Below are 22,713 nucleotides of genomic sequence, written 5' to 3'. Positions count from 1 at the left end.
TAGTGAGGCGGTTCCGTTTTCAGGCACAATACAGGTTTAACCGCCCGGCGGCCGCGGGCGGATTTCACGCCGTGACGGGCGCTGCGTGGCGCCGGCGGGGAGCTGCGGTTGCGTGCCGGAAAAAATGCCTCACAAGGCTGAAAGGCACGCGGGCCGTTATATCAACGAAGGAACTCTATGCAACTGGTCAAGACCGAACGCGATAACCTCCTCAGGCCGCTGCAAACTGTGAGCGGCATCGTCGAACGCCGCCATACGTTGCCGATCCTCGCCAATTTGCTGATTACCAAGAACGGCCCGGACGTGTCGTTCCTGTCGACCGACCTTGAGTTGCAGATCACCACGCGCGCCGATTTCGGCGTGGGCGGCGATTCCGTGGCGACCACGGTGGCGGCGCGAAAGCTCCTCGATATCCTGCGCGCCATGCCCGACGGCCAGGTCACGCTCACGCTGAACGACAAGCGTCTGACGGTGCAATCCGGCAAGAGCCGCTTCGCGCTGCAAACGCTGGCTGCGGATGAGTTTCCGACCGTCGCACAAGCTAAAGACTACGGCGCGAGCCTCGTGGTTCCGCAAAAGACGTTCCGCCAGTTGCTTGGCATGGTGCATTTTTCGATGGCCCAGCAGGACATTCGCTACTACCTGAACGGCATGCTGCTGGTAGTGGACGGCGACCAGTTGATGGCGGTCGCGACGGACGGTCACCGTCTGGCGTTTTCGTCGATGAAGATCGAAGGCTCGTTCGCGCGCCAGGAAGTGATCATTCCGCGCAAGACGATTCTGGAATTGCAGCGTCTGCTCGAAGATATCGACGACACGCTGAACATTGACATCGCGCAAACGCAAGTGAAGTTCACGTTCGGTCAGGTTGAACTGGTGTCGAAGCTGGTTGAAGGAAAATTCCCCGACTTCCAGCGCGTGATCCCGAAGTCGCACAAGAATCAGTTCGTGATCGGCCGTGAAGAACTGCAGCGTTCGCTGCAACGCGCCGCGATTCTGACGTCGGACAAATTCAAGGGCGTGCGCTGCATCATCGAGCCGGGCCAGTTGAAGATCATGTCGACCAACGCCGATCAGGAAGAGGCGCAAGAAGAACTGGAAATCGCGTACGACGGTGATAGCGTCGATATCGGGTTCAACGTCACGTATCTGCTCGACGTGCTCGCGAACCTGAAGGTGGACACGCTGCAAGTGAGCCTTGGCGACGCCAGCTCCAGCGCGTTGATCACGATTCCCGAGAACGACGAATTCAAATACGTCGTGATGCCGATGCGCATCTAACGCGTCCAAAAACCAGAACACACCAAGGGGCGCAGCGCCCCTTTGGCGTTTTTATGGCGTTTTGAAAAGTCCCGAGCAGCAACCCAGCAGTAATGCAGAACCGGAAAAAATCCATGACTGAAACGAACAATACGCAACCCGACAACAGCTACGGCGCCTCGTCTATTCAGATCCTCGAAGGTCTGGAGGCGGTGCGCAAGCGGCCGGGGATGTACATCGGGGATACATCGGATGGCACCGGTTTGCACCACCTCGTGTTCGAAGTGCTCGACAACTCGATCGACGAAGCGTTGGCCGGGTACTGTAACGACATCCAGGTGATCATTCACGCGGACAACTCCATCTCGATCACCGACAACGGCCGAGGTGTGCCGACCGGCCTCAAGATGGACGACAAGCACGAGCCGAAGCGCAGCGCTGCCGAAATCGTGATGACCGAGCTGCATGCCGGCGGCAAGTTCGACCAGAACAGCTACAAGGTGTCGGGCGGCTTGCACGGCGTGGGCGTGTCGTGTGTGAACGCGCTGTCGGCGTGGCTGCGCCTCACGGTTCGCCGCGACGGCAAGAAGCACTTCATGGAATTCCACCGTGGCGTGCCGCAGAACCGTGTGATCGAAGAGATCAACGGCGTGGCGGTGTCGCCGATCCAAGTGGTGGGCGAGACCGAGAACCGCGGCACGGAAGTGCATTTCATGGCCGACGAGACGATCTTCGGCAATGTCGAATATCACTACGACATTCTGGCGAAGCGGATTCGCGAACTGTCGTTCCTGAATAACGGCGTGCGGATTCGCCTGACAGATCAGCGCTCGGGCAAGGAAGACGATTTCGCGTTTGTCGGCGGAGTGAAGGGTTTTGTCGAGTACATCAACAAGACCAAGAGCGTGCTGCACCCGACCATTTTCCACGTCAACGGCGAGAAAGATGGCGTAGGTGTCGAAGTGGCGATGCAGTGGAACGACAGCTACAACGAGAACGTGCTGTGCTTCACGAACAACATTCCGCAGCGCGACGGCGGCACACACTTGACGGGTTTGCGCGCGGCGATGACGCGCGTGTTGAACAAGTACATTGCCGACCATGAAGTCGCGAAGAAGGCGAAGGTCGAGACGTCCGGCGACGACATGCGCGAAGGGCTTTCGTGCGTGCTGTCGGTGAAGGTGCCGGAGCCGAAGTTCAGCGCGCAAACGAAGGACAAGCTGGTGTCGTCAGAAGTGCGCGCGCCGGTGGAAGATGTGGTCGCGAAGGCGCTCGAGGAATTCCTGCTTGAAACGCCGAACGACGCGAAGATCATTTGCAGCAAGATCGTCGATGCAGCGCGGGCTCGCGATGCGGCTCGTAAAGCGCGTGAGATGACGCGGCGTAAGGGCGTGCTGGATGGCGTTGGTCTGCCGGGCAAGCTCGCGGATTGCCAGGAGAAGGATCCGGCGAAGTCGGAGATTTATATCGTCGAGGGCGACTCGGCAGGTGGCTCAGCGAAGCAGGGCCGCGACCGGAAATTCCAGGCGATCTTGCCGTTGCGCGGCAAGGTGCTCAATGTGGAGAAGGCGCGCTATGACAAGCTGCTTTCTTCGGAGCAGATCGTGACGCTGATTACCGCGTTGGGTTGCGGGATTGGCAAAGAGGATTACAACCTCGATAAGCTGCGTTATCACCGCATCATCATCATGACCGATGCCGACGTGGACGGTGCGCACATCCGAACGCTGCTGCTGACGTTCTTCTATCGGCAAATGCCGGAGATGATCGAGCGCGGGTATATCTATATCGCACAACCGCCGCTGTACAAAATCAAGGCGGGTAAGGACGAGCGGTATTTGAAGGATGAGAACGAGGTTAATGCTCATATTCTGAAGCTTGCGTTGCAGGGCTCGGAGCTGTTGCCTTCCGAGAATGCGACGGCGATTACCGGCGATGCATTGGGCGAATTGGCCCGGGCTTATTTGCTGGCACAGGCGGTGGTTAATCGATTGAGCCGGTTGTACGACGCGGGCGGACTCGAGGCTGTGATGGATGGGGTTGTTATTGATCTCTCCAGCGGAGATGCAGCCGAGGCTTCAGCTAAAGCGCTCGAGGCCAAGTTGCGGGATGACGCGCTGAAGCCCGAAGTTACCGTCACGACAATGTACGACCCGGTGCGTGAATTGCGCTCGCTGCGCGTTGCGCGGACGCATCATGGGAATCAGAAAATTTCCGTGCTGGATGAAGAGTTTCAGTTGACTGCTGATTACCAGCAACTGGTCAATACCGCTAATACGTTCAAGGGCTTGATTGGTGCGGGTGCGGTCATTAAGCGCGGCGAGCGGAGTATGGCTGTTAGCGACTTCAAGTCTGCGATGAAGTGGTTGCTGGCCGATGCTGAGAGGAATGTTTCCAAGCAGCGCTATAAGGGACTCGGGGAGATGAACCCGGGGCAGCTTTGGGAGACGACTATGGATCCGGCAGTGCGTCGTTTGCTGAGAGTGCAGATCGAGGATGCTATTGCGGCTGATGGTATTTTCACTACGCTTATGGGGGATGATGTTGAGCCGCGTAGGGCTTTCATTGAGTCTAATGCGTTGCGGGCGGGGAATATTGATGTTTGATGTCAGTTCTCAGCGTAGGGCGCCAGAGTAAGTGCGACTGGCGCCACAGTTTCGCGACTGTGGGACGGAGTTAATGAGACTGGCCTACTTTAGACGTGAGGTGACCGCCGCCGCTATTGGAGACGTAGGTCGTAACAGCAATTGGCTGGCGCAACAGACATGAGACGGGTAAGTGCTAGAAATCGCGAATGCCCCAAGATCGGGCTGCGCGATGCAGAGTCATGGATTCGATCCCCCTTCCCTCCGGCTTCCGTTGACAGTCGGGGGCATGTAGCCATATTTTTTCAGGCGAGCACGCTGGAGACTGATGAACGCAAGCCGTCGGGTTCGACCGGGATGAAGCGCCGCGCGGCGAGCGCGAATGTGGAGGCCGCCTTGCGGCCTTTACCGGGTCAAGGTGTTGCGTCAGGGGTTGATGCCCGAAGAATCGAGACACTGCAGGCGGCTCGATGTCCGCCCTTTCACATGCCATCGAACATACTGTTACATACCGTTGTCAGTTCCTCATCGTGGAAGCACGGAAAAGTCTTGCACGATCCACGGGCGTACCTTTCCATCGCTCCGATCTACGAATACGACCTGTCTTGCCGGTTCGGGGCTGAATGAGACATGTATTGGACGGTCCGTCCCATAGATGTAGATGCGATCAAACGGCAGGTTGGCCGCGATCCACTCGGCGACCGCATACATGTCCTCGTCCCGGATCAGGAAGTCGACAGCGGCGCCTCCACGCGAGCATATTAGATTCCCTGATCGGTCGACTTCGTGGGCAGCGTGCTGATCAAGATTTGCTGCGATCCGACCTGTGCCCTGTCGCTTGATTGCACGTGCCAACTGCGGTGAGCAAAAACCATACGTGAGTTCGATTCGACCAAAATAGTCGATAATTGGGTCAACGATATTTTTAGTGAGTGCGAGCAGCGCGTTGTAGCTTTGAGGCACAAGGGGTGCGTTGTCAATCCCAGTGCTTTGAGCTGTCTCGCTGCACCGAGTCAGATCTCGATATGAGTACCATTTGCCGCAGGCATCGTCCAAGCTTGGCAAAGTTTCTGAGGGTCGAAGCTCAAATCCGGACAACTCGATCCGTTCATTGCGCAACAATTGCTCAAACTGGGACTTGGTCGGACCATGTTCGGGCAGCGATAGGCATAAGGGTACTAGCTGTTCATCCAAAGCTGCCTGGTGTGCGTATCCGGGGAACTCGTCGTTGATAAACTTCGATTTGCCAAGCAAAAGCGTAGGTTCGTAGTTTTCCGCATACTCGAACACATCGATTTCCTGCGTACGCAGGTGTATCTTCACGCGACGCCGAAGCAGCGGTGTTGGCGATGAGTCGAAGTCGTCAAATTCAAGTATGGTGAGTTTTCCCGATTTAACGTGAACCTTGACAAGGTCTCCGCTCCGGACGTCTCCCCGGCACAGTGACGGGTCCCAAAGGAGGAAGTTACTCGCCGACCGGCACGTCCGATGCATTCGGAAATCCTATATACCTCGGTAACAATGGCAACTACTACACACTGTCAACAGATGGCTCGACTCGAGTCGTATCCCCGAATCCGCCAACGGGTATTGGAGCTACGGGGAAAATTGGGGAAGATGCGCTTAAAGCGCTAGGGGGCAGCCCCAAGTGACGTTCCCAACGACTCTAGGGCCGCGCGTGGTCGATCAGCTCGCCCCGGGCAATGTCGCGAATGAGGGCAAAGTGGGATACGTCGCGTACGACGCATTTACAGCACAACAGGTCGCTAAAGATGCGGAACTATTAAATACAGGTGCCGTGAATGGCGTAACATGGAATTTTTATCGTAGCCCCGTTACGGGGCAAGTGGGACCATCTCCGGCGTTGAGCGACGCGCTCAACAAGGCGGGGATTAAAATTGTGACGCACTGACTATGAAATTTTCGACTTCTTATACCCCGGTGACGACGGCGTTCACATTGATGGGCAAGAGCGATCTAAAGGAATTTTACGAGTGGTTCATGAGCAATTTGCCGTATTGCATCGAAGAACTGATGCAGCTTGTGCGGAGCACGCCTGGCTTCGAGAATTGGAATCCCGACTATTCTCCCGAGTCGCTGAACTCACTTGGCGATTGGTTTTCCGTAAAGGCCAAGAAAAGGAGATTATCGCAGCAGGAAATAGATGCACTCAGTAGTAGCAACGATGGATCGGCGGAAACTTCACCGTGGGATCTGACTGACGAAACAAAGACACTTGCTGCCTATGTGGGTATGTACTACGGGCAAGTGGCGCTAGAAAATTTTCCGTCGCTCAAGTGGAAGCAGCAACTGGAAAATAAGAAGCTGGTGATTTCGGTCAGCCCGTGATAGTTGGTGACGGCTTTTTGCCCTGCAATCCTGTAAGGGTTGCTAACGCTTTCGCGTGGGGAATAATTGAAGGATCCAGATCAGGATCGCGATTGCGTGAGGTTTACGATTACTGGACAAACTTGAGCAAGTAGTGGATCGGTTGCCGTGCGCGGTGAACGCGCGTGCGAGATGGCGCTTTCGGGGGACTGTGAAGCGCATGAATTTTGAGCCCGAGCGTGCGATGCTGGTCTTCCAGCTTGCTGGCTCGAATGCTACTGATGCAAAACAAGTGCACCGCAGGAGGCGCTGACCGATGGCTTGGGGATTGCCCGCCGCACGGTCGCCGCAGTTCAGAATGAGGCGGTTTATGAGATATGGCAGTGAGTTGTGTCCCCGACAAACATACCGTTGCTGTTGGATTGTTTCGGAATGCGAAATGCCGCGTGCGACTAGGATCGACTGTCACAATCTAGCGAATCGTTAGAAAAACAAAAAAGAAGCGGAGTCCTGCTGTAGTGGTCAACTAATTTCGGACAGGCAGATAGGTTCTTTTGCTGTCGGTTTCGCCTCCTAAGCGGCGGGCGACAGATATGCGCCGATTCGTTCTCGAGTAGCCTCGCGAGATAACCTTTCGTGAGCATGACGTTGAGGACGTCCTGCCGTAGGTCTGCTCGACGACCCACCCTCGATGATTTCCGCCATATGCCAGAGCGCTGGTTGTTAATGATTTTATTAGGGTCGCTTGTTGATTTGCACGGAATCCTGACCCACGGCGGGGTCAGGATTCCGTGCAAATCAACGCCATTCCAGGCACCGAGCGAGCCCACTCCCGGATACTCCTGCTTTTTGGCCTTCGGCATCGCGAGCGCGGCAGGGGTAGGTCCGGCGCTATCGAAAGCGCGATGCGAAGAGAAGCCTTGACGCTGGAAGCGCGTGGATGCCAGCCATCGATCGAAAGATCAGCGCGTTGCAGTGCCCTCGCAAATCGCCACAGCGATTCATACTCGGTTTCAATGGCAGGCAGTTCCGCCCAGGACAGGCGGAACATCAATACGAACCTCAGGGCCTAATGGATGCCGTCGGTCCACTTGAGTTTGACCTTAGAGTTCAGTGAATAAAGGCAGCAAATCCTGATCGACTAATCGCTCTTCAATTGCGTTGGCGATCTTCACATGCTCCGGATTTGAAGCAGAGAAAGGCTCATCGATAACACTGACGATGAGGGTGCCTATCCGCTGCTTACCATCCATGACCGGAATCAGGTCGCGAGCCTCGGGCACTTGCTGCGCGGTGAAAACTCTCGGCAAATAAAGCATCCAACCGGCGCCGGGTCGTTTTTCGAAGACCTGCTGCTGCGAAAAATACTTGAATGGCCCGACCTGAACGCTCGACGCGGACCAGATGCGCGCTGCTTCCGAAACAACGTCCGCCACCAGCGTTGTCTGCTGAAATCCGACAATGCCTTTCATCTGGAAGGTCACCGAGCACACACTATCAATGCCTTGCGAGTCGGAAAAAGCGGCTCCACCGTCTCCCTCCAGGCCATTCCATACCCCGAGCGACCTGATGCTGGTGCCATTGGATAAAGCGGAATTCTTCGCCATGGCAATCGCCGCGCTGGTCGGTCCATTGGCATCGAAGGCAGCGTTTAGCAGTGACGCTTTTTCCGTATCCGCTGCTGGATACCATTTGTCCACGGGTAAGCCGGCTCGCGTCAGGACCTTCGCAAACTGCCAAAGTCGGCCGTATTCCGACTCGATGGTCGGCAATTGCGGGGCAACTAGGCGATAGGTGACGTCAATATTCAGATGAAAGGCCATGTTCGTCAACGTTCTGTGCTCGTGCTCATTAAAGTGGCTTCAATTCTGTGTTAACCAGCGGCGCGGTGGTGCGAAAACTGCGCGTGAAGTACCGATAGCTGAGCGGCTGCATGAAGTACCAATGCAACAGCGCCGGTGTATTGGCCGCCGCAACGAGGTTTTGTTCTCTCGCCTGGTTGCGCATTTTTTCAACACCAGATATCAGGAAGAATCGCTTTGGATTGCCCGTCTCCGGATCAAAAAACTGATCATAATTCGCCTTTGCCTCTTCCAGCTGGCAAAGCGACGCACGAAACCCATCGAAGTCGAGCCCGCTGAAATTCCACTCCGTATTCGGCGCGAAGCCTGTCACCTGCGCCTGATACGTGCGCGAGGTATCGGACATATTCCAGTTACGCGTCACGAGGTTACCCGCGTCCGGTGGACACTTCTTGCATGCTTCGTCCGTCTTCGGCATGGTTCGCGCGACAGGTTGGGTCTTGCTCTTGTCTTGCGCCTGATCGCCGGATAGCGACAGGATTCCCGCCACCGCGGTCCCGCCCAACAAAGCGGGGAATGCTTCGGCGAGCAGCGCGCCCGCTCCTTCGATGAGCGGAATTGCCAACACAGCCATCAACGCTTCTCCCTATCCCGATCAATCAACTTCCGCCGAGTCACCGCCAGCAGATCCTCGAACCGCTCCTCGACCGGTCGTCCCGGCTTCGCGAGCCAGGCCGCGATCCCCGGCTTGCGATAAAACTCCGGCACATCCGCCTCGATATAAAGAAACTCCACCAACTCCTTGTCCTGCTGAAAGCCCATGCGCTTCGCGTCTCCATACGCGCGCACCAGACGGTCGAGCAAGGTCGGATCGTCGGCGTAACGCGGGGCGTCGCGCACGATATCGTCACGAATTGTCGCGACGAAATTGCGTTCGTCGCTCGCGCACAAAGCGGCCCATTGTTCTGCGGTCAGTTCAAGCATGGTGAGAGACGTGAAAGCGTTTGCCGTCCGCGAGGCCGTGCCACTCCTCCACATCGCCGAAATAAGCGCGACGTCCTTCGGTGTCGAGCGCATTGAAGAGCGGCACGAAAACACGCGGATCCCAGAACCGGAGCAACGCAATCTTGCCATTCGGCAGTTTGCTGTTGAGCTTGCATTGCAGTGTCCGCACGAGCGACTCGATATCCTGCGTGCTGAACAACCACATCACACCAGGCCGCGCTGTTTCCAGTTCATCGAGTGAAGCCACCACGTCGGCATCGGGTTGCGCGATGTCGACAAGCCATGGTCCAGCGGATGCCAATGGCTCATCTTCTGTCCCGGCGAAAAGCGTGTGCACAGTGCCCCAGCGGCGCCGCAAGCTGCGGCCAAAATGCTGTTCGTACTGCAGGCCATCGACCAGCGCATACGCACGCAGCCCCGGCGTATCCGCGCGCAAACGCTCCAGCCGTTCAGCGAGAGTCGCCGGGATCATGAGCGCACGACAGTCGAAGCGCCCGTTTCTGCGGCATGAGCGAGGCACTCGCGACACAGCGTCGGCGCGACTGTGGACTCCGCCGCCGCGGCCGTCGTGCCCTGCATCGACGCAGGTACATTGCCGGTGGTCTCGGATTGCGCGGCGATCAACACCGCACCGCACGAGGTCTTGTCGCCATGAAAAGCGAGCGGCACGCCTTCCACGGTCATTGCCGGATTCTGCGAGGTCACAATCGGAAACGTGCCGTCGCATTTCGGACAATGGACTAGGTCACCGAGCCGGGCGGCGCGCCGTCCGCTGTCGCCGACGCCGATGGTCGCCGAAGCGGAAACGATCTTGCCGCCGTGCGACGTGCTATCGCCTTCACATGCGATCGAAGTCATAGGTCACCTGCCATCAATCTCGAATATCGAATCACGTTCAAAGCTAGGTCCGTTTGCTGTGGCGCGCACCGCTGAAGTCGACGGTGCTGACAAAAAACACACCAACGGCGAAGAACGGCAAGCCGATGACAACGAGGATGGCAGGCAGTCCCCAGTGCTCCCAGAAGCTGTCGATCATCGCGCGATCGGGCGTATTCGCATCGTAGAGAACACTGACCTCGTCACCGCTGCCGAGATCGTTATGCGATGACGACGACCCCTGCGCAAAGGTGACTTCTTTCCCCGTCGCGGTTTTGAACGCGACAATCGCCGAGTACATGTGCGAGCGCGGCTGATAAGGCCGCTCGGCTTCCTGGACTTCGACGACTTTGCCAGTCGTGCGCGTATAGCTTCCAATGATCTGCCGTTCGCGCATCGCCGAAGCGGCAGCGCCCAGCAGAAATCCCGCGCCGATGACAATCGGAATCAGGCAGATCAGTAGATTCTGTCGGCCGCGTTTGCGCCTCCCCTGCGAGTACGACGAAGGCCCGACATGTTTAACGTTGCCGCGCTCGAGTACGAACATCATCGCGCCAATCGCTGAAAACACCACGCTGAGCAACATCACTACACCGACAGGAAACCAGCGCTGCCCAAAGTCGTCGATGATCGCCGAGCGTGCGGGGCTCGCAGGGTCGTAGAACACGCGCAACGTTTGGCCGATATCGTAGGCCGGCTGCGTCGACGACGTCTGGCCCGTGATCTGTTCGCGCTCGCCGCGTGCGGTCGTGAAGACGATCACGGGTTGATACGAACGCCAGTTCCGGCCGCCCTGGTCGTAACTCACCACGGTTCCTTCGGCGACCGTCATGCGATGCGTGGCGATCAGCGAAGACACGAGCCAGCACAGCGAAAAAAGCAGCGCGCCGAGACTGAGCGTCAGGATGACGAGCGTGCTCCGACTGTGTGGCGACGGGGCGGCGGGTGAATTCATCATGAGTGGCCGGTTGGAGCGTGCGTGAGCATCTCACTGACCTGCTGGCGAAGACTGGTTGAGCACGCATCGAAACCCGAGATCGGCCTTCGTGGTATCGGGCGCGAAGCCTGTGCGGTCAATGACGAGTCGCGTGCGGCTATCGGTTGCATACCGGACGCTGCGCAGGCTGCCTCGCTCCGGACCTCGCGGATCGTGCGACGCCGCGTGGCTATAGTAGTTCTTGTCGAACCAGTCATAAGTCCATTCCTTGCCGCGGCCGAACACGTCCGACACGCCCAGCCGATTGTCGCCATACGTGCCTACCGGCCGGCTAACCAGCGGCTCCGGGCTGGTGCCGTTCTCTTCCATTTTGTCGATGATGTTGTCGAGCTGTTCGAGGTTGTATTTGCCGTCGACAACCGGCACCGCGGCACTGGGAATCACCCACAATTCGCCGCGCGAACGTGCTGCATATTCCCACTGCGCCTCAGTCGGCAAATCGACCGGCAGACTCACGAGCTTACCGACCCATGCGCAGAAATCGCGCGACTGTTGCCACGTGATATGCGCCACGGGGTAGTCGGGAAAACGGAACTCCAGGTCTTCGTGTTTGCTGATCGCGATCGGCGGCAAGCCATTGGCGCGTGTGTAAAGGTCATAGTCGGCGTAAGTCACGCGGTGCTTGAGAATCGAGTAACTGTCGAGCGTCACGTTGTGTGCGGGCGCGGCACCGTCGTTGGCGGAGTAGGGCAGTCTTTCCTGCGACTTTTCCGGACCGAAGTCGCCCATCAGGAACTGCCCGCCTTTGACGAAGACCAGTTCGCGATGCACCTTGTCCTTGAATCTGGCGAGTTCGTCATTAGACGGCGGCGGCAACGACTTGAAGTAATCCTGCAAGATACGGATGGTGTCGTCGTACGGCTTACCGGTTCCCCAGTTCAGCACAGTGCTGAGATGTTCCCACGTGTCCTTCTTCGGTGACGGTGTCGTAATCTCGCGGATCAATCGATCTTTGTCAGCGGGTGCGTTCACATCGACTTTCTGCGCAAAAACGCTGCCCGACAACAGCAACGATATTCCAGCAACCAATAACGCCCGTGATTTCATTTGAGCCAGACGCGACCGATAACCCATGCAGCACCACTCCTATATTCTCTATTGAACCGATGTCGCCGCTCAAGCCATCTGGGAGCCGTCGCCCGCGGTCGTTTTTGGATCCATCCAGGCGAGCGCGGTTCCTTGCTGCATCTGGTACGCGGCCGAATCGTTGAAGACAAAGCCGAAACCCGGCGCCGGGTCGACACGCATACGGCTTTCCACCATCGCCAACTGGCTCGTGCCGAGGAGCTGTCCGATCTCATTGCGCGCAACTTGCGCATTGCCCTTAACCGCAATTTCCGACGAGGTGAACTGGTAGACGTTCTCCAGTTCGTTCCTTATCTGGGCGGCTGCCAGAATACGGCTGATCGCATCGGTCGCTTCCAGCCGCCATTCGTCGAATCGGTCAGCGATGGACTTTAACGCATAAACGATATAACCCTTCACCTCCGCAAGACTGTTCAGCAGCGAGTCATGTGCGTTCCTGATTGCGTTCAGAAATGCCCGAGGCTGGGTTCGGATAAAGTCGGTCAGCTCGGTTCTCATTTCGTCGAACTGTTTGCCGACGTAGGCGCCGATCTCCTTACCCTTGGCAATCGCCAACGTGTACATCGCCACGAACGTCCTGAAGGCGTCCTTGGCGAAGTACTGAAGGTTTTTGTCGCCAGCATAGGCAATCTGGGTTTTGGCCCACCAGGCGAACTCGGCCATGTTGACGACGTCGACCGCGGCTTCCACTTCGCCCTTCAAGCCAACACCGACGCATAAGCCCGCCCTCATCAGAATGCGAAACTTGTCGTCATAGGTAATGTGGAACGCGGCCTGCGCGCCGGCGCCGGCCTGGCCGCTCACGCCCGGCTTGACGGATGCGAACGAGGTCCATTTGACCTTTTCCTGCGGGCGCCGCCATTCGAATGCTCCTTCCACGGAGGCCTCCGCCTCGACGCCGGCAAAGGCCTTCAAATCACCGCCTGCGTCAGCCTTGACTTCGACCTTTGTGACATCGAGTTTGGGCTGCTGCATTTGCGCCGCGTTGCGAGTAGCACGCGTACCTTTGACCTTCTGCGTCTTACCGTCGCGGCCGACTTTGAATTCGACCCCGCCTTCCGCGAGGAGGCTCGCACCGCAAGAAGCTTCTGCCTTTGCCGCGAGCGAGATCCTGAAGAAGCCCAGCGTGGTGTCGGGCGTGGTCTTCCACGAGATCGCGCCGCTCTGGCTCTCGGTCGGTGCCGGAATCCATAGTTCGAGCCCGGATTTCCACGGCAGATAAAGCGTGGCTTTGATGTTTCCGTCAGCCAGCACTCCGCCGACTTCCCCCTTGGCTTTTGCCGATGCAGCGACTTCGCCGCGCAGATGCAACAGGTCGTCGAACGACTTGATGGTGCTTTCCGCTTTGGCGCTCGCGCCAGCACCGGCGAACAACCGCAGGATCTGAGTGCCACCGGAGAACTCGCACATTGCGTTGGGATCGTCCGGTGACTTGAATTTGGCGGCCTTGTTGAATGCCTCGGCGAACTCAGGCGCCCACTCGCGGCCCCAAGGCGGTGTCTTCCATTCGTGGAGCTTCGCTTTCTTGAACGCTTCGTCGAGCTTCTCCTGGATCTTCTCGTGATCCAGCTTGTAGTTGCCCGTCGTCGCGTCCTTGACGAGAAAGGACTTGAGTTGGGGCTTGTCGGAGTCCAGCTTGTAGCGTCGAAAATGGTTCTTCACTTTCGACGACCGCACGTACGTAAAGCGCTGACCGCTGTACTTATCTTTGCCGGCCGCAGTCTTGCGCAAGGGCAAAAGCTCCCACACGCCATCCTTGTTGAAGGCTGGCGTCTCCTCGAGCTGCTCGTGAACTTCGGCAGTGGCAGCCTCTTCTTTCTTGATCGCTTCTTTCAGGTTTGCTTCAAGTTGCGGGCGCAACGCCACGTTCGCCTGCTGCTCCAGCCACGCAGCGTGCGCGACGCCCAGTGCTTGCCGTGCCTCGATCAGGTTTTCGGATAGCCGGCTCATCAGCGCAATCTCTTTCGCCACGGCATCGACGGATTCGACCGGGCATTCGAAAAGCTCGGCTGTATCCGGATAAAAAAAGAAGAGCGGCCGCTGCTTACCCTTGGCGTCGGCGGTGCTGCCTTCCTGCGCGTTCGATTGGCTTGTCCCGGCTGCGTTCTGACTATTCATGATTTGATCTCGACTCGCCCGTCATGTTGTTGTCGATCCTAGGCCTGATCGTCCTCATGGAACATCTTCAACTGCTGTTCCTGAGTACCGGTGAAGACCCGCACGGTTTTGCCCTCGGCGTCGGTAATGCCGCGAGCCAGCACCTGACCATCGCCGCTTTCGATGCGGTAGGGCGCGAGCGGCATCACGTTGCCGGTGGTCTCGTCCTTCAGGATGAATTGCTGGTCGTTGACCACACTCTTGGGCAATGTCGCGGGTTGCCCGTCGTAGCGCGTCGGGCCGGTGAACGAATGTTCGGATCCTTTGATATCTACCTGGCCCGGCGCGTGAACCTGGATGTTTCCGCCGCTGATGCGGATATAGGCGCCGCCCGACGTGAGCAGAATTTCTTTTTCCGCGCTCAGCTGGATGGCATCGGTGGAAGATGAAATCTTGATGCCTTTGCTTGCAAGAACGTCAATGCCGTCTGTCTGCGCCTGAATCTCGAGCTTGCCGCGCGCGGCGATCAGTTTCATGCCGAGCTTGTATGCGAACAGGCTGATCTTATCGACCGCATTTGCGACGAGGCTCTTACCGATCGCAACGTTGATATCGGTGTTCGCGGATATCGTCGCGTTCTCGCCCGCGTGAATATGGACGCTTTCCGGCGTGGTGATTCCTACGCCTTTGGGGGAAGCGAGCAACAGCACGGGATCGCTGAAGCCGTTGGCTTGCCCAGTGCCGCCCGACGTCTCCTGTCCCTGCGCGGAGGAAGCCGACGAGGCAGGCGAAGCGCTTCCGCCGTAACTGGATTGGGTGGCATTTGTGAACGTCTTCAGCGAGTCGATTGCTTGCATATCGGCTGCACCGTGTTGTTGCGCAGCGTCCGCCGTTGCGCTCAACAACTGCTGACCTGCGGTTAACTGACCGCGCGCCTCGGTGGCGTCGAGTTGCTCACCGCTCGCAGCCGGACGGCCAAACGTGCTGATGTAGAGCCCTTTCTGGGAGCGGATCGCGCCGTAGGCGTCGGTGGCAAGTTCGAAGCCGGTGCCGCGGAATGCGCCACGCGTGTTGTCGGTTTGCGAGACCAGATAGCCGAGATTCAACTGTGCTGCGGTTTGCGTGCTGTAAAGCTGCGCGCGATTCTGACCGGTGGAATCGTCGAGTACTAGCTGGTTATACCCCGAGCCTTTATGTTCCTTTGACTTATAGCCGGACAACTGACCTTGGGTGTGCCACTGCGGCGAGCTTGCGGAGTTATAGACGCGGCCTGTAATGAGCGGCCGGTCAGGATCGCCGTCAATGTAAGTGACGATGACTTCCTGACCGATACGCGGCACGAAGACCCCGCCCCAGTTGCTGCCGGCATTCGGGTATGACACGCGCACCCAGCAGGATGCCTTTTCGTCGCCGCTATTGACCCGGTCCCAGTGCATGCGGACCTTCACGCGATTCAACGAGTCCGTAAAGACTTCTTCACCCGGGGGACCGACGACCGTTGCGGTCTGCGTCGGCATGACGGGTTTGTGATGCTCCAACGGGCTGCGAAACGGAATGCTGCGCCGCTGAGCCTCAATGGTCGCCATGAAAAAGCCGGTGCTGCCGTCACCGCTCGGAATCAGCGCGGACGGCTGCGCAGGGCCGAAATTGGCGCGCGTCGCGTTGACCTTGGTCTGGAGACTATGGGGAAAATCGGCACCGCCACGTGATACCGGCAGATTGTTCTCGATCACCCACTCCACTGCTAGCACAGCGAACTGCCGCTCCTGCTCGTTGCCGCCTGAATGATCCGGATGATCGACGAGTTCAAACCACTGCCCCGCATCGAGTCGCCGCACTGCGCCTACGCCATAGAAACGCTTGGCGCGCGACTCCCACTCCTCCATGCGGATCTTCGAAAGCGCATCGCCACGGTCCTGCTCGCGATAAGTGTACGCACCGGAATATTCATAGACTTCCGCTTGCGAAGGCAATGAACCTTGATTGCCGACCGTCGGGATATTGGTGCCTTTCGCATATTGCGGCGATTTATAGTCGAATGTACTCGTGACAAGCGAGGTGCTTTGCAGCGTTCGGATACCGGACCATTGAACGAGCGCGTCGGTTTCGCTGTTTGTGCCCGCCCGATAGAACGCCACGCTTTGCGGTGAAGCAGGTTTGAACGAATCCAGATTGTCCGTCACCACCAACTTGTGCGACTGTCCGTCTTTGGCCTGTTCAAAATAGCTGTACCAGCCTTCGGCTTCCATCAAACGATTGACGAAATTCAAGTCGTCTTCGTATTGAACACAGAATGACCGCGGCTGCAGCGGCTTGTTCAGCGCAAAACGAAATGCGCCTTGGGCTTGAGGATGCTGATTGAATACGTTGGTAATGATTTCATCAACCGTGACGTCCTGCCAGATGCGCGCATCACGCCTGAAGCGCAGAAAATGCAACCAGCATGCAAATGCGATTTGATAGCTGGTCAGCCCGCCATCCGAGCCGAGCCGGCGAGCGGTGTGAACGAAGCCGTGCACTGGCCGATACGATTTGTCGATTTGCTGGATCCATAGCGTAACCGGCTGCGCAATAAGCCTTTTGAGTTCGATGTTTTCGTCTGTAGACGCGATGTCGACGGTAAATGCGTAATCGCGACCTATGCGACTCGTTCCCACTACCCGCTGGACGAGCAACGCATTCGCACCGATAGGTGTATCCAGTTTAAGCAAACGCTCATTCTGGAAGATTCCCGAACGAATTTGTTCGATCAGGTCAGCTGCGCCCATTTTTTGCACCCCGTCTTGTCACGTATTGTTTCCCGCCGGCAGATTCTAAGTCTGATGATAGAGGATAGTAAACGTTCTTTATTCGTTTCTGGTAAAGGTGGCTGCGACTAGAAATGCGTCCCGATCAAATTGTTAAATTCCGCAAATCGGAAATATTTTCCTTGACATGTGCGCGTTACTGTAATCGGCTCCAATTGGAAGGATGGGATTCGTGACAATGAGTTTGGCTTGGAAAACGAATCCTTTGCCGAGCAGAGACACACAAGCAAGGGAGCAGAAGATAACCGCTCGACTTATAAGTGAATGCGTTGTTGATGATAAAGGTATGTTGTTGGAGTTGGTGCTGGATGAATTCGTAACGTTGGCGATCTGAATTATTGCTGCGGATGGTGAACTTTGCCTTTCTTTCAACGGAGCCTAGCCATTCCATGCTGCCGGGATCAGGACCGTGTCCCTGCCCATCCGAGATATCAAAATAATGTTGACTCAGGTATGACAGCCACTCATCGCTGCCGGGCCTCGATTCAGGTGGGTTCGGAATATTTGTATTGATGGCGAGCCATGCAGCTACGATCAACGCAACAACGTAAAAAAGTCTTCTTCATCGAAAATTTGTCTCTACAAGGATCTTGCCGAACTTGATGCGCTACTCCGTAGCTAGGAATTCACGCATTGGGCATATACGATTCTCTTTGGGGATGTGGATGATGTGGGCAATGGACAGAGAATATTATCGACAACGGAGCGAACTTTTCAACACTAACTCACAGCACTGAACTGCTGTTGATCGAGCGAAATCGTTTCAACAATCGTTTGGGACTCTGCGAGAAGGTCCGACTGTCGCTGCCGCAGATATCGTCACGGACACCCAGCGCGCGGCGACCTCTGGCCGGTGATCAGCAACGGGCGCGGGCCGCAGTACGTTTTCCGGGCCGAGACGCGCGACGAGCAGTTCGAGCAGCCGAGCGTGATCGGACGCGGTGCCGCCGGGCTCCGGAAAGAGCGAGTCCGATGCGGCTTCCGCTTCCTTCACTTCCTGCACGACGAGCTGGAGCGCAATCACGGCGGCCGCCAGTTCAACCCGCGTAAGCCGTTCCTTCAGCAGGCGCATAAGGTGGTCCTCGCGCCACGTTGGCTCGGCTAGCGACACTTCGATTGGAGTCGGCTCAATTGCGTCGCGGCCGCGTTCGTGTTCCAGCAGCAGGACGATGCGCGTCACAGCAAGCTGTTTCTGTGACAGCCAGCCGGCATGACCGACAGCGGCTCAATCATTCCCACTTCTACGATCGAGCTTATGATTTGCCTGAACTTGCGCGATATCGTCACTCCAGTCGACAAGCGTTTGGACGGCAGGATATTGCCGATCGGAACTGTCAACGGTTCGGGAATAAATCCACGCGCAACGATGCTCATGCCGGGCTCCCGCCAGACCAGTGATATGGCGACAAGCACGCGATGTCCGCGAGCCGACTGATGTCGAGCGGCTCGTCGAGATGATCGTAGATATGGTCGAGCACGCGGCCAAGCCGTGTCTCGTAGCGGGTCCGACTCGCTGATCCGTTCATGTTGTTGCCGGCGTTCAGGTCGTCAATGGGATGCGAGCAGAGGAATAGAAGCGAAAATACCACGCACCGGTTTTCCAAATCCTGCAAATCCCCAGCGCATTTCACGCGCAACCACTTAAGCGCCCATTGATATAAACCCCCGCCAACTTTGCCGAATTTCGATAACACCTCGAATAATGGCTCACTACCATCGGCGAAAGCCTGTCCGCCCATTCACCGCAAAACCTTGCGACGTCGAACAAGCGGCAAACTCAGGGAGTGCCCGATGAAATCAGAGTCCAATAGTCAGCACGTCGGAAAAGTCACGCATCACGAGTTGAAGCAGACGCTCGGCACATGGCAGCTATGGGGGATCGCGGTCGGTCTCGTGATCTCCGGCGAATACTTTGGCTGGAGTTATGGCTGGGCGAGCGCGGGCACGCTCGGCTTTGTCGTCACGGCGATTTTTATTGCCGCGATGTACACGACCTTCATTTTCAGCTTCACGGAACTCACCACGTCGATTCCGCACGCAGGCGGCCCGTTCGCCTACGCGCGCCACGCGTTCGGTCCGACTGGCGGCTATCTGGCGGGCGCCGCGACGCTCGTCGAATTCGTGTTTGCGCCACCGGCCATTGCACTCGCAATCGGCGCTTATCTGCACGTGCAGTTTCCGGGCCTGGAGCCGAAACATGCAGCAATGGGCGCGTATCTCGTCTTCATGGCATTGAATATCGTCGGCGTGCAGATCGCTGCGGCTTTCGAACTATGCGTGACATTGCTCGCGATCTTTGAACTGCTGGTCTTCATGGGTGTCGTATCGCCGGGCTTCGAGTGGTCGAACTTTACGAAAGGCGGCTGGGCCGGCGCGGACACTTTCAGCATGGGCTCGTTTAACGGCATGTTCGCAGCGATCCCGTTCGCGATCTGGTTCTTCCTTGCAATCGAAGGCGTTGCAATGGCCGCGGAGGAAGCGAAAAACCCGAGGCGCTCGATTCCCATTGCGTATGTCGCCGGCATCCTGACGCTGGTGGTGCTGGCCATCGGTGTGATGGTTTTCGCGGGGGCCGCCGGAGACTGGACGAAGCTCTCGAACATCAACGATCCGCTGCCGCAAGCGATGAAGTTCATCGTTGGCGAACATAGCGGCTGGATGCATATGCTCGTGTGGCTCGGCCTGTTCGGTCTGGTCGCGTCGTTTCACGGCATCATCCTCGGCTATTCGCGGCAGATCTTTGCGCTGGCTCGCGCGGGCTATCTGCCGGAGTGGCTTTCCAAGGTGCATCCGCGCTTCAAGACACCGCATCGCGCGATTCTCGCAGGCGGCGTAATCGGCATTGCGGCCATCTACAGCGATGAGCTCATCCAGTTCGGCGGCCAGACGCTCACGGCGAACATCGTGACGATGTCCGTATTTGGCGCTATCGTGATGTATATCATCAGCATGTTGTCGCTGTTCAAGCTGCGCCGCACGGAGCCGAACATGGAGCGTCCGTTCCGCGCGCCGCTGTTTCCGGTCTTTCCGGCGTTCGCGCTGGTGGCCGCGGTGATCTGTCTGGCAACGATGGTGTACTTCAACTTTCTGGTGGCAGTGGTATTCGCGATCTTCCTCGCGCTTGGCTACGTCTATTTCCTGTCGACGCGCCATCAACGCGAGGCCGCGCCCGCGGACGCGCTGCTCGAAGAATGACGGACGAAGCCGCTGCGCGCGCAGCGGCGCTGGAGTCGTAAAGATGAGCTATACGGAGACAATCGGCAGCCGAACTTATCGCTTCGCCGATCTGAAGACACTCATGGCGAAGGCGAGCCCGCAACGTTCCGGCGATCAACTCGCGGGCGTGGCGGCGGCGAGCGAAGAGGAGCGCGTCGCCGCAAAGATGGCGCTCGCGCAAGTGCCGCTGCGCACCTTCCTCAACGAAGCGCTGGTTCCATACGAAAGCGACGAAGTCACGCGTCTTATCATCGACGATCATTCGCCGCAGGCGTTCACCGAGATTTCGCATCTGACGGTGGGCGACTTTCGCAACTGGCTTTTGAGTACCACGACGGATGCCGATGCGCTCACGCGTATCGCTGCCGGCCTCACGCCTGAAATGGTCGCAGCCGTGTCCAAGCTGATGCGCAATCAGGACCTGATCGCAGCGGCGCGGAAACGCCCGGTGATCACGCGCTTTCGCAACACGGTCGGCTTGCCGGGGCACATGTCGGTGCGCCTGCAACCGAATCATCCGACGGATGACGTGCAGGGCATCGCGGCCTCCATGCTCGACGGCCTCATGTACGGCTGCGGCGACGCAATGATCGGCATCAACCCTGCGAGTGACAATCTCGCCGCGATCACACGACTGCTGCTAATGGTCGATGAATTCCGGCAGCGCTATCAGGTGCCGACACAATCCTGCGTGCTGACGCACGTCACCAACACAATTGCTGCAATCGAAAAAGGTGCGCCGGTCGACCTGGTGTTTCAGTCGATTGCGGGCACTGAAAAAGCGAACGCCGGTTTCGGCATCTCGCTCGCGTTGCTCCAGGAAGCGTATGAAGCGGGACTGTCGCTAAAGCGCGGCACCGTGGGCAACAATCTGATGTACTTCGAAACGGGCCAAGGCAGCGCGTTGTCGGCGGATGCGCATTTCGGCGTCGATCAACAGACCTGCGAAGTGCGCGCTTATGCGGTCGCGCGCAAGTTCAATCCGTTTCTCGTGAATACCGTGGTGGGTTTTATCGGCCCCGAGTATCTGTACGACGGTAAGCAGATCACGCGCGCCGGTCTCGAAGATCACTTCTGCGGCAAGCTACTCGGCGTGCCGATGGGTTGTGACATCTGCTACACGAATCATGCGGAAGCCGACCAGGACGACATGGACAACCTGCTCACGCTGCTTGGCGTGGCGGGCATCAATTTCATCATGGGCATTCCAGGCGCCGACGACGTAATGCTCAACTATCAAAGCACGTCTTTTCACGATGCGCTCTATGTGCGCGACGTGCTCGGCTTGCGCCGCGCGCCGGAGTTTGAAGAATGGCTCGAGTCGATGCAGATCGCCGACGCGCGTGGCGCATTGCTGAGCGCGTCTGCACAACAACCGCTGCTCGAGGGCGCGCGCGACTGGATGGGCATCGAATGAGCGACTTTGTAGACAAGAACCCGTGGAATGCGCTGCGTCGGTTCACGAACGCGCGCATCGCTTTGGGTCGGGCAGGCAACAGCTTGCCGACTGCGCCTTTGCTCGAGTTCAATCTTTCCCATGCGCAAGCGCGCGACGCCGTGCATCATCCGCTCGATGCCGACGCATTGCACGAGCAACTGCGTGCGCAAAACGTAAAGACACTGGATGTGCATAGCGCGGCGCCCGACCGCGAGCACTACCTGCGGCGTCCCGATCTCGGGCGGCGTTTATCCGACGAAAGTCGCGCAGCGCTCGCGCAGTCGCCCGGTGAATCTCCCGATGTGGTGTTCGTGATCGGCGACGGCTTGTCGGCGTTTGCTGCATCCAGGCAAGCCGTTCCGCTGCTGCAAGCGGTCACTCCGCAACTCGCGGATTGGACGATCGGTCCAGTCGTCGTCGCGAGACAGGCACGCGTTGCACTCGGCGACGAAATCGGCGAGTTGCTGAATGCGAAGATCGTCGTGGTGCTGATCGGCGAGCGGCCGGGTCTCAGTTCGCCAGATAGTCTCGGCGTCTACATCACGTACGCGCCGAAAGTGGGCTGCAGCGACGCGCAACGCAATTGCATTTCCAACGTGCGTCCCGAAGGACTCGACTATCCGGTAGCCGCGCACAAGCTGCACTATCTGCTAACCCATGCACGGCGCCTTGGTCTCACCGGCGTGGGCCTGAAAGACGATAGCGACGCATTGCTGGCAGCCGCGCCGGCAGCGCGCGCGATCAGTGATGACAAACGCACGAGCTCAAACCCGAACCCGACTCAAAGCTAACTCAGGCATCGGCTCGCTGAACCGGATGCGCCTCAAGCCACGCGTTCTCGTCGTCGTCGAACAATCGGGAACGCGTCAGAAAGCGCAGACCGGTTGGCCGTTCCAGCGAAAACATGCCGCCGTTGCCCGGCACCACATCGATGACCAACTGTGTGTGCTGCCAATACTCGAACTGCGAATCGCTCATGTAAAACGGCACGCCTCCAATGGTGCCGAGCTTGACGTCGGACGAGCCGACCATGAATTCGCCATGAGGAAACATCATCGGTGCGCTACCGTCGCAGCATCCGCCGGATTGGTGAAAGAGCACCTCGCCATGTTCCGCGCGCAACTTGTCGATCAACTCGATAGCGGCGGGAGTGGCAATCACGCGAGCTACTTCTTTTTCGTCGGCCATCGTGCCCTCGCTGAAACACAGCGAGCCG

19 protein-coding genes and 2 pseudogenes are annotated in these 22,713 nt (G+C 57.8%); 7 read left to right on the top strand and 14 right to left on the bottom strand.

The annotated features are described in order from the left end of the window. Window positions 1–177: 177 nt before the first annotated feature. Complete coding sequence (gene dnaN / locus F759_RS0106450) at window positions 178–1,281, top strand: DNA polymerase III subunit beta (RefSeq protein ID WP_027799130.1); 1,104 nt, start codon at window positions 178–180, stop codon at window positions 1,279–1,281. A 113-nt stretch (window positions 1,282–1,394) separates the two neighbouring features. After that, window positions 1,395–3,866 (top strand): DNA topoisomerase (ATP-hydrolyzing) subunit B, encoded by a 2,472-nt coding sequence (gene gyrB / locus F759_RS0106445; RefSeq protein WP_027799129.1) that lies wholly within the window; start codon window positions 1,395–1,397, stop codon window positions 3,864–3,866. 504 nt (window positions 3,867–4,370) lie between these two features. Here gyrB and F759_RS0106440 read toward each other — a convergent pair. Next, window positions 4,371–5,168: a hypothetical protein gene (locus tag F759_RS0106440; RefSeq protein ID WP_152530594.1), complete on the bottom strand. Its 798-nt coding sequence runs from the start codon at window positions 5,166–5,168 to the stop codon at window positions 4,371–4,373. A 355-nt stretch (window positions 5,169–5,523) separates the two neighbouring features. Between F759_RS0106440 and F759_RS42025 the strand changes: the two genes are divergently transcribed. Beyond that, window positions 5,524–5,757, top strand: coding sequence for a hypothetical protein (locus F759_RS42025; protein WP_152530593.1), 234 nt, complete (start codon window positions 5,524–5,526; stop codon window positions 5,755–5,757). 2 nt (window positions 5,758–5,759) lie between these two features. Further along, a complete protein-coding gene (locus F759_RS0106435; protein ID WP_027799127.1) occupies window positions 5,760–6,194 on the top strand; it encodes a hypothetical protein in 435 nt (144 codons plus the stop codon). 1,082 nt (window positions 6,195–7,276) lie between these two features. On the opposite strand, the gene F759_RS0106430 is transcribed toward F759_RS0106435, so the two are convergent. The 12 genes and pseudogenes from F759_RS0106430 to F759_RS42015 all read right to left on the bottom strand — a co-directional run. Beyond that, complete coding sequence (locus tag F759_RS0106430) at window positions 7,277–7,996, bottom strand: immunity 52 family protein (protein WP_051377152.1); 720 nt, start codon at window positions 7,994–7,996, stop codon at window positions 7,277–7,279. Window positions 7,997–8,024: 28 nt separating this feature from the next. Beyond that, window positions 8,025–8,609, bottom strand: coding sequence for a restriction endonuclease fold toxin 5 domain-containing protein (locus F759_RS37315; protein WP_051377150.1), 585 nt, complete (start codon window positions 8,607–8,609; stop codon window positions 8,025–8,027). Continuing rightward, a complete protein-coding gene (locus F759_RS37310; RefSeq protein WP_051377147.1) occupies window positions 8,609–8,959 on the bottom strand; it encodes a hypothetical protein in 351 nt (116 codons plus the stop codon). The genes F759_RS37315 and F759_RS37310 overlap by 1 nt, the downstream gene beginning before the upstream one ends. Further along, window positions 8,952–9,452, bottom strand: coding sequence for a DUF4123 domain-containing protein (locus F759_RS0106415; protein ID WP_027799125.1), 501 nt, complete (start codon window positions 9,450–9,452; stop codon window positions 8,952–8,954). The genes F759_RS37310 and F759_RS0106415 overlap by 8 nt, the downstream gene beginning before the upstream one ends. Further along, window positions 9,449–9,838, bottom strand: coding sequence for a PAAR domain-containing protein (locus F759_RS0106410; RefSeq protein ID WP_027799124.1), 390 nt, complete (start codon window positions 9,836–9,838; stop codon window positions 9,449–9,451). Before F759_RS0106410 ends, F759_RS0106415 begins: the two co-directional genes overlap by 4 nt. A gap of 43 nt (window positions 9,839–9,881) precedes the next feature. Continuing rightward, the gene (locus F759_RS37305; protein ID WP_051377145.1) at window positions 9,882–10,814 is read right to left on the bottom strand and encodes a DUF3592 domain-containing protein; all 933 of its coding nucleotides are present in this window, start codon (window positions 10,812–10,814) and stop codon (window positions 9,882–9,884) included. 30 nt (window positions 10,815–10,844) lie between these two features. Then, window positions 10,845–11,825 carry a formylglycine-generating enzyme family protein gene (locus tag F759_RS37300; RefSeq protein ID WP_161633309.1) on the bottom strand — a complete coding sequence of 327 codons (981 nt, stop codon included), beginning with the start codon at window positions 11,823–11,825 and terminating at the stop codon, window positions 10,845–10,847. Between the two features lie 144 nt (window positions 11,826–11,969). Beyond that, a complete protein-coding gene (locus F759_RS0106395) occupies window positions 11,970–14,057 on the bottom strand; it encodes a hypothetical protein (protein ID WP_027799123.1) in 2,088 nt (695 codons plus the stop codon). Between the two features lie 38 nt (window positions 14,058–14,095). Beyond that, the gene (locus F759_RS37295; protein ID WP_051377141.1) at window positions 14,096–16,804 is read right to left on the bottom strand and encodes a type VI secretion system Vgr family protein; all 2,709 of its coding nucleotides are present in this window, start codon (window positions 16,802–16,804) and stop codon (window positions 14,096–14,098) included. Window positions 16,805–17,660: 856 nt separating this feature from the next. Next, window positions 17,661–18,050, bottom strand: a pseudogene (locus F759_RS0106385) (DNA polymerase Y family protein); the annotation flags it as partial. Next, window positions 18,020–18,217 (bottom strand): hypothetical protein, encoded by a 198-nt coding sequence (locus tag F759_RS0106380; protein WP_027799121.1) that lies wholly within the window; start codon window positions 18,215–18,217, stop codon window positions 18,020–18,022. The gene F759_RS0106380 and the pseudogene F759_RS0106385, both read right to left, overlap by 31 nt. A 17-nt stretch (window positions 18,218–18,234) precedes the next feature. After that, window positions 18,235–18,369 (bottom strand): annotated as a pseudogene (locus tag F759_RS42015) (AraC family transcriptional regulator); the annotation flags it as partial. Window positions 18,370–18,634: 265 nt separating this feature from the next. On the opposite strand from F759_RS42015, the gene eat reads away from it, so the two are divergent. The 3 genes from eat to eutC are packed head-to-tail and all read left to right on the top strand — an operon-like array spanning window position 18,635 to window position 22,288. Next, complete coding sequence (gene eat / locus F759_RS0106370; protein WP_027799119.1) at window positions 18,635–20,038, top strand: ethanolamine permease; 1,404 nt, start codon at window positions 18,635–18,637, stop codon at window positions 20,036–20,038. Between the two features lie 43 nt (window positions 20,039–20,081). Next, a complete protein-coding gene (locus F759_RS0106365; protein WP_027799118.1) occupies window positions 20,082–21,476 on the top strand; it encodes an ethanolamine ammonia-lyase subunit EutB in 1,395 nt (464 codons plus the stop codon). Beyond that, window positions 21,473–22,288: an ethanolamine ammonia-lyase subunit EutC gene (eutC, locus tag F759_RS0106360; protein ID WP_027799117.1), complete on the top strand. Its 816-nt coding sequence runs from the start codon at window positions 21,473–21,475 to the stop codon at window positions 22,286–22,288. Before F759_RS0106365 ends, eutC begins: the two co-directional genes overlap by 4 nt. A gap of 1 nt (window position 22,289) precedes the next feature. Here eutC and F759_RS0106355 read toward each other — a convergent pair whose 3' ends face one another. After that, the gene (locus F759_RS0106355) at window positions 22,290–22,685 is read right to left on the bottom strand and encodes a DUF779 domain-containing protein (RefSeq protein ID WP_027799116.1); all 396 of its coding nucleotides are present in this window, start codon (window positions 22,683–22,685) and stop codon (window positions 22,290–22,292) included. Window positions 22,686–22,713 lie beyond the last annotated feature (28 nt).

Origin of the sequence: Paraburkholderia dilworthii (assembly GCF_000472525.1) — a bacterium.
Classification (GTDB): Bacteria; Pseudomonadota; Gammaproteobacteria; order Burkholderiales; family Burkholderiaceae; genus Paraburkholderia; species Paraburkholderia dilworthii.
Note: the sequence above shows the minus strand (reverse complement) of the source record. Positions and strands in the feature narration are given on the sequence as shown.

What these genes read in the sequence shown, in the direction of transcription:
- eat (WP_027799119.1), top strand. Translation starts at nt 18,635, where the DNA reads ATGAAATCAGAGTCCAATAGTCAGCACGTCGGAAAAGTCACGCATCAC.
- F759_RS0106435 (WP_027799127.1), top strand. Translation starts at nt 5,760, where the DNA reads ATGAAATTTTCGACTTCTTATACCCCGGTGACGACGGCGTTCACATTG.
- F759_RS0106415 (WP_027799125.1), bottom strand. Translation starts at nt 9,452, where the DNA reads ATGATCCCGGCGACTCTCGCTGAACGGCTGGAGCGTTTGCGCGCGGAT.
- F759_RS0106365 (WP_027799118.1), top strand. Translation starts at nt 20,082, where the DNA reads ATGAGCTATACGGAGACAATCGGCAGCCGAACTTATCGCTTCGCCGAT.
- F759_RS0106430 (WP_051377152.1), bottom strand. Translation starts at nt 7,996, where the DNA reads ATGGCCTTTCATCTGAATATTGACGTCACCTATCGCCTAGTTGCCCCG.
- eutC (WP_027799117.1), top strand. Translation starts at nt 21,473, where the DNA reads ATGAGCGACTTTGTAGACAAGAACCCGTGGAATGCGCTGCGTCGGTTC.
- F759_RS0106355 (WP_027799116.1), bottom strand. Translation starts at nt 22,685, where the DNA reads ATGGCCGACGAAAAAGAAGTAGCTCGCGTGATTGCCACTCCCGCCGCT.
- F759_RS0106380 (WP_027799121.1), bottom strand. Translation starts at nt 18,217, where the DNA reads ATGAGCATCGTTGCGCGTGGATTTATTCCCGAACCGTTGACAGTTCCG.
- F759_RS37295 (WP_051377141.1), bottom strand. Translation starts at nt 16,804, where the DNA reads ATGGGCGCAGCTGACCTGATCGAACAAATTCGTTCGGGAATCTTCCAG.
- F759_RS37305 (WP_051377145.1), bottom strand. Translation starts at nt 10,814, where the DNA reads ATGATGAATTCACCCGCCGCCCCGTCGCCACACAGTCGGAGCACGCTC.
- dnaN (WP_027799130.1), top strand. Translation starts at nt 178, where the DNA reads ATGCAACTGGTCAAGACCGAACGCGATAACCTCCTCAGGCCGCTGCAA.
- F759_RS37315 (WP_051377150.1), bottom strand. Translation starts at nt 8,609, where the DNA reads ATGGCTGTGTTGGCAATTCCGCTCATCGAAGGAGCGGGCGCGCTGCTC.
- F759_RS0106395 (WP_027799123.1), bottom strand. Translation starts at nt 14,057, where the DNA reads ATGAATAGTCAGAACGCAGCCGGGACAAGCCAATCGAACGCGCAGGAA.
- F759_RS0106410 (WP_027799124.1), bottom strand. Translation starts at nt 9,838, where the DNA reads ATGACTTCGATCGCATGTGAAGGCGATAGCACGTCGCACGGCGGCAAG.
- gyrB (WP_027799129.1), top strand. Translation starts at nt 1,395, where the DNA reads ATGACTGAAACGAACAATACGCAACCCGACAACAGCTACGGCGCCTCG.
- F759_RS37310 (WP_051377147.1), bottom strand. Translation starts at nt 8,959, where the DNA reads ATGCTTGAACTGACCGCAGAACAATGGGCCGCTTTGTGCGCGAGCGAC.